The organism is Bariatricus sp. HCP28S3_F11, from assembly GCF_052065395.1.
In the GTDB taxonomy this organism is placed as follows: domain Bacteria; phylum Bacillota; class Clostridia; order Lachnospirales; family Lachnospiraceae; genus Allocoprococcus.
Genome location: NZ_JBQHUC010000071.1, coordinates 1 through 3,863 on the forward strand (window position 1 = coordinate 1; position 3,863 = coordinate 3,863).

Here is a 3,863-nt window from a genome sequence, read left to right on the forward strand (position 1 = left end):
TCGGTACATGATACGATGATATCCATCACTCCCGGCTCTGTTTTTGAGGTAAATAAAAATCGTCAAAGCCAGTAAAATCAATAGATTTAGGCTTGACAGAATAGGAAGGAATATTCATTGCAACTTTTGTATTATGGACAGTTTTGATCCAGATGGTAGATGTGCAGCCTCATGGTCAAAACGGAACGAATATTGGATTTGCAACACTCAATTGCTGGTTTCACCGCTTCACAGGCGTACACATGATGATTTATTCGATTACTGATTGGATGGGGCTGGTGCCTGTCGTAGTATGCCTGATCTTTGCAGGTGTGGGACTAGTTCAGTTGATTAAGAAAAGAAGTCTTTTCAAGGTGGATCCGGATATCATTATTCTGGGTATTTATTATATTGTCGTGATCCTGGCATATATATTTTTTGAGATGATTCCAATCAATTACAGACCTATTTTAATTAACGGAGTAATGGAGGCATCTTATCCATCATCAACTACACTATTGGTATTGTGTGTGATGCCGACTTTGATCGAACAGACTCAGCGCAGGCTGTCAAGCATTGCAGTCAAAAAAGTGATAACGATTGTAACAATCGCTTTTTCGGCATTCATGGTTATTGGCAGATTGATTTCGGGAGTACATTGGCTCACGGATATTGTAGGTGGCGTATTGTTAAGCATTGGATTATTTTCTATTTATCAGGGAGCGGTTATACTGTCAATAAAGAATAAATAAAACGAGCAAGGGGTGGAGGTTTTGGAATTTCATGAAAAACTTCAGGAATTAAGAAAAAGCCGGGGAATGACACAAGAAGAACTGGCTGCGGCATTATTTGTATCTAGAACTGCAATTTCAAAATGGGAATCCGGAAGAGGATATCCGAGCATAGATTCATTAAAGGAAATATCTCGATATTTTTCTGTGTCGATTGATGATCTGTTATCTGGAGAACAGTTGATTTTGATTGCAGAAAAAGAAAACAAATCAAATCTCAATAGTGTATGTGACTTATTATGGGGATTTGTTGACTTGCTTTCTTTGATGCTTATTTTTCTTCCGCTGTATCCCAAGCCGGTCAATGGTTATATCTATTCGGTAAATCTTTTTGAGTATGTAGATAATAATAAATGGATTATTACCATTTATTGGATAATGTTCATCACTTTAACGATTATCGGGATTGTGAAAATATTGATGGTCTATTTCAAATTTGAAAAAGGCAAAAAGGTGATTACTGCATTGTCTATAGGATGCAGTGTTATCGATGTTTTGTTTTTGGCAATGATGAAAGAACCATATGCAATAATAGTTGCTTTTCTGCTATTACTGATCAAAAGTGGTCTCCTTTATAAACAAGCCAAGGCAGGCTGATCAGGTATTGTCCCCTACAACTTCAAGTTTGTCGAATTAAAAAATAGGAATAGTTATAATAGAAAGCTGTAAAAATTCACGTTGAATTTTACAGCTTTTTGTGTATAATATAAGTAGCAGAAACAATATAAAATCAAGGAAGGAGCTGAAAGAATATGGCAAGTATTTTACCAGTATCTGATTTGAGAAATTATAACGAAGTCCTGAAGAACTGCCATAAAGGCGAGCCTGTATATCTTACCAAGAATGGTAGAGGACGTTTTGTGGTTATGGATTTTGAAGATTATGAACGTGATCGTGCGGAAAAGAAGCTTTTAATGAAGCTGCAGGAAGCCGAAGAAGCAGTGAAAGACGGCGAGGGATGGCTGGAGTTAGATGAACTGAAGGCACTTGTGGGGGAATAAGATGTTAAAATTACGGATTAACCCGATTGTTGCAAAGGACCTGAAGAATATCCGGGATTACATCGCTGAAGATAGTGAAGAATATGCCGCAAAGACTATAAAGGAAATTTATGGTAAATTTGAGAATCTCCAGATGTTTCCGGGAATGGGTTCAGACCTTTCAAAGCGAGTCAGCTTTCGGACAGACTATAAATATGCGATATGGGAAGATTATGTGATTATCTACAAGGTAAGCAACGAGTATGTAGAAATTTATCGTGTCATCAATCGGTATCAGGATATTACAAGAATTTTTGATTGATAACAGAAATATGATAACAAATTGATAACACCGTTCAGTACAGTCCGTGGACTAAGGATAGTGGAACACATATAAAACCAGATAGAACCATAACGCCTATACAAAATTGTATAGTGACAAAAACTCATTTGCGAGTTTGAATAGTAGGCGGTGGGCCAGAAAGCCTTATTTTACGGGGCTTCCGGGCTTCGGCCTTTGAAAATTGCATTTTTATTGCATTTTTCTAATTCACCTGCTTATGATACTCAGCTGTGAACTGATTGCTTGTGTAATCAGCCACACTTTCTGTTGCAGGTGTATAGGTAAGTTTTCCTGTCAGCTTCTTTGCTACTTCAAAGTTGCTGTTTGGATATAAATGCCCATAGGTTCCCAAAGTCGTTTGGATTTTTTCGTGTCCTAAACGGTCTTTGATAATTAATGGGTTTTCTCCCATGCTGATTAACAGGGAAGCGTGGGAATGCCGTAAGGCATGAATTTTAATACGGTGGACACCAGCAAGATTTGCCAGCTTTTCGAGGGCTCTTGGCAGAGTTGTCTTGCTGGTGGGCGTTCCGTTATAGCTTAATATAAAATTACATTTCGGTAGAACTTTCTGTTGAACTTCTTTCCATTCTTTCAGCTCTTTAAGCGTATCATCATCTATAACGATATCCCGTATACTAGCCTGCGTTTTTGTCTCTACAAATTTGTAGTCGGTCATGGTTTTGTAGTAAAGATTTTTGTTGATGCTGAGAATACCTGTTTCAAAATCAATATCTGACCATTGCAGAGCCGCAGCTTCTCCGATTCGCATTCCAGTCATAAATAACAACCAGTAAGAAATGAACAAGTAGTGTTCATAGTAATCTCCCTTATACAGTAGAGAAATGACTTTCTGGAATTCTTCCAGTGTCCAGAAATCAATTTTCGGTTTTCTGCTTTTGACATTTCCGATCATTCTGGCCGGATTTTTCTTTGCAAGTCCCAGAACGATAGCTCTGTCAAATGCGACTGCAAGCATTCCCTGTATAATCCTCACATAATTTGGGCTGTAGTTTTTTGCCAGTTTTAATTGCCAGTTTTGCACATGAATTGGCTCAATTTTGTCAGTATTCATCTTATAGAAATAGGCAAAGTGTTTTTCAATGGTAGCATACCTGTTCTTGTATGTACTTTCTTTTACCTGGGTTTTATACCAGGGAAGATAAATCTCCTGAATAAATTTTTTGAAAGTCACTTCCTCTTTCTTTTCCGTAAGTTCATCTGGTGTAGACAGAATAAGCTTTGAATATTCTGCCCGAGCCTCTTTCTTTGTTGCAAATCCACTGCGATACTTTTGTATTTGTTTCCCGGTTACAGGGTGTTTCCCTAAGTTCGCCCTGAAATAATAGGTTCCGTTAGTTGCTTTCTTGATTGGATCTTTTGCCATGGTTACACTCCTTCTCTAATGCAAGAAGTACACTTAGTTTTCAGTATCTGGCAAAGTGATTCCCAATAATTCCTCAACCGCTTCCTTTGGTACCCTGTCCAGTTTCTTTGATTGATAATAAGTATGGCCTTTGGCAATCATCAGCTTTTTCGCTTCCCGGATAATGTCTGCTGAAAAAGAAGGACCATAACCTAACTTTATCAAATCACTTTTTGTTACTGTAATCATTCTACTCCTTTCTATGGACAGGATAAAACTTCAATACCTGTCCATTATTGTACCAAGTCGCTAGCGCGACGGCTAGCCCTAAGTACGTGAAACCACTACTTTTTTCAAAAAAAAATAGCAGTTTTTGTGTATATGTTGTATTGTTAAGTTACCAC

General features: G+C 37.8%; 6 protein-coding genes. 4 read left to right on the top strand and 2 right to left on the bottom strand.

Annotation, left to right across the window (positions count from 1 at the left end; genetic code table 11):
• The first annotated feature begins 242 nt into the window (after window positions 1-242).
• From ACTNBR_RS16030 to ACTNBR_RS16045, 4 genes are all read left to right on the top strand, one after another.
• On the top strand, window positions 243-731 hold the full coding sequence (locus ACTNBR_RS16030; protein ID WP_441042730.1) for a phosphatase PAP2 family protein: 489 nt from the start codon (window positions 243-245) through the stop codon (window positions 729-731).
• A 21-nt stretch (window positions 732-752) separates the two neighbouring features.
• Entirely contained in the window at window positions 753-1,367 is a 615-nt protein-coding gene (locus ACTNBR_RS16035; RefSeq protein ID WP_055261444.1) for a helix-turn-helix domain-containing protein, read from the top strand.
• A gap of 155 nt (window positions 1,368-1,522) precedes the next feature.
• Window positions 1,523-1,771 carry a type II toxin-antitoxin system prevent-host-death family antitoxin gene (locus tag ACTNBR_RS16040; protein WP_055262131.1) on the top strand — a complete coding sequence of 83 codons (249 nt, stop codon included), beginning with the start codon at window positions 1,523-1,525 and terminating at the stop codon, window positions 1,769-1,771.
• Between the two features lies 1 nt (window position 1,772).
• Window positions 1,773-2,072 carry a type II toxin-antitoxin system RelE/ParE family toxin gene (locus ACTNBR_RS16045; protein ID WP_055262129.1) on the top strand — a complete coding sequence of 100 codons (300 nt, stop codon included), beginning with the start codon at window positions 1,773-1,775 and terminating at the stop codon, window positions 2,070-2,072.
• A gap of 223 nt (window positions 2,073-2,295) precedes the next feature.
• Here the strand turns inward: ACTNBR_RS16045 and ACTNBR_RS16050 are convergent, their stop codons facing one another.
• Both ACTNBR_RS16050 and ACTNBR_RS16055 read right to left on the bottom strand, forming a co-directional pair.
• Window positions 2,296-3,480: a site-specific integrase gene (locus ACTNBR_RS16050; protein ID WP_235251053.1), complete on the bottom strand. Its 1,185-nt coding sequence runs from the start codon at window positions 3,478-3,480 to the stop codon at window positions 2,296-2,298.
• Window positions 3,481-3,513: 33 nt separating this feature from the next.
• Window positions 3,514-3,708: a DUF3173 domain-containing protein gene (locus ACTNBR_RS16055; RefSeq protein ID WP_154322052.1), complete on the bottom strand. Its 195-nt coding sequence runs from the start codon at window positions 3,706-3,708 to the stop codon at window positions 3,514-3,516.
• Between the last annotated feature and the right edge of the window lie 155 nt (window positions 3,709-3,863).